At 35.2% G+C, this 2358-nt stretch carries 2 protein-coding genes; both read right to left on the bottom strand.

Features of this window, described 5'->3' with window-relative positions; translation table 11 throughout:
* Positions 1 to 94: 94 nt before the first annotated feature.
* Positions 95 to 1051 (bottom strand): hypothetical protein, encoded by a 957-nt coding sequence (locus tag KJ971_07480; GenBank protein MBU1145671.1) that lies wholly within the window; start codon positions 1049 to 1051, stop codon positions 95 to 97.
* 117 nt (positions 1052 to 1168) lie between these two features.
* Positions 1169 to 2092: an IS30 family transposase gene (locus tag KJ971_07485; GenBank protein ID MBU1145672.1), complete on the bottom strand. Its 924-nt coding sequence runs from the start codon at positions 2090 to 2092 to the stop codon at positions 1169 to 1171.
* Positions 2093 to 2358: the final 266 nt, after the last annotated feature.

A 2358-nucleotide genomic window follows, 5' to 3' on the forward strand; every position in this document is an offset into this window, starting at 1 on the left:
CAAAAATTTGTAAAAATTGTTGTTATTGGAAAAAAGATTATGGGATGTATTGCTTCAATGGCTGGACTGGCATGGATAGAAAAGACGGGCATTGTCATTTTGAACCTAAAAAAATATATAAACAAGAAGATGATTTTTGTTCAAATTCATTAAGTTTTGCATCAACTCTTTCCAATTCTTCGTCGGTAATTGTTTCTTTGTTTTTGGCGCGCTGAAGCAGATCTTTCAGGGTCCCTTCCATTTTTGCATATTCTTTGGGAAATTCAATTGTTGCCTTTTCCCTTTCTGTCCAAAATCTCATTGATTCTGATTTCTTTGTACATTCCGTTTTTATTTCTTCATCTTTCATGCCTTTGGCTATCTTTTGCAGTTCTTTGGCTTTTGCTACAAGTCCGTCATAATATTTCATTTCTTTGGCAAATGCTTTTTCATCATACATTTTAATTTTTTGAACACCATAATCACCCCCGTAAAATCTCCATGAAAAGAGCTCTTCGTATAGTTTTTCTTTCAGTTCATCAAAGTCAAAAGCAGTCGGTTCTTTTTTATACCGTTCAAATTTTTGCCGTAATCGAGTTAACTCACCGTTAAATTCCAGCTTTTCATCATCTGTCAGTTTAATATTTTTTTTCGTCCAATCAGCCGCCGCAAACTGTTCCTCAATTTCATCGGGTTCTGGTTTTCTACCAAAAGATTCACGCAGTGGAGAATTTTTCCAACCAAAATTATTTATTCTTGTGTCAATATAGGGAATGTACTGCTGGTAAACTTTTTTTTCCAGTTCGGCAATTTGTTTTTCGAACTTTTTCTTTTCATCCGGGTCTTTTAGGTTGTCTAGATAGTCAATACGTAGATAACCCAGTCGATCCCAGAGATCGTCCGGGCTGATGGCTGAATATTTACTTTTTTCGCCGGTAAAAGGATCTTCTTCTGTTTTGCCGATTTGTTGTTGAGTAAAATGAATATCTGCTCGCAGGTGTTCAATCATTTCCTGATCGGTTTTAAGCTCTTTTTTTGTGGGATTATATTCCGGTGATTCGGGATTAGTCATTGGTTCCCACTCTCCTCGAGGTACTTTTGGCATATTGTTTTTGATTAATTATTTGATTTTATTTTAGCATTATTTATAGAAAAAAAACAGGTTTAGTGAGGCTTGTCTTGGATTCTGCTACGAAGTGCAACAAGAAAAAATTTGTAATGGAGAAAAGTAACTGAGACGTTTACGCGGTCGATTATTTAATAAATTAATGCATCGTTGAAGTTTAGATTGATGTTGGAGATAAAAACACATTCCTTTAGGGAAAAATTGCCTGAGAAGACCGTTGAAGTTTTCATTTGCGCCTCTTTCCCACGAATGATAGGGATATGCAAAATAAATAATAATACCCAATATCTTTTCAAGCTCTTCAAATTTTGCAAATTCAGAGCCGTTATCAAGCGTAAGTGTTTTACGTTGGTTAGAAGGTATTTTAGAGAATAATAAGATGATAGCTTTATTCACTTCCTCGGCTGATTTATTTGGAACTATCCGGGCGAGGGATATACCACTAACTCTCTCAACTAACGTTACAATAGCATATTGTTTGTCTTTGCTCCAAACAGTATCACCTTCCCAATGTCCCAACTCCTCTTTTTTTTCAACATATTCGGGTCGTTCATCTATTCTACGTTTTTTATCCTCTTCTCGGCGTTTTTCTCGTTGTTTAGTTCCTTTCCTTTTCCTATATTTGTTTTTTTGAAATCTTAGATACTTTTGTAGTTCGGGCGCAAAGTTATAAATGTATGCATAAATAGTGTCTTTACCAACTATTGTTTTCCCGTATTCATTTTTAAGATTTCCCGCAATTTGTTCCGGTGAGAAGTATTTCTTTATTCTCGATTCAACGACCTCTTTCAAGTCTTTATTTTCGGCAATTTTCTGCCCGGGAATATGAATTTGTTTTCGCCTTCTTTCAGCAGACATTTGAGCTAAACGTGCATGATATTCTCCGGTTATTTGGTCACTGTTTCTGGCTAATTCCCGATTAATGCTTGAATTAGATGTTTCTAATTTATCTGCAATGTCGGTTTGATCATATCCTTCTCGAAGCATAAATGCTAGCTCTGTTCGATTTTTTTGTGTAAGATGGTGGTAAGAAGACATAGTGATTGGTATTTAGTGAATTATACATCTCTAGTATACCTTATTTCCACTATGTTTTCTTTTTGGTTGTTTTTTGCACTTCAAAACAGAATTTAACATCAACCCCTTGACAAATTTTAAAAAGTTTGCTATAATACCAGTGTTGATGTTATGGGAATGTCCCAATGACGCGAACACTCCTTGAATGTTTTCCTACAAGGGGTGTTTTGTTTTTA

This window comes from Bacillota bacterium (genome assembly GCA_018818595.1).
Classification (GTDB): domain Bacteria; phylum Bacillota_I; class Bacilli_A; order Izemoplasmatales; family Hujiaoplasmataceae; genus JAHIRM01.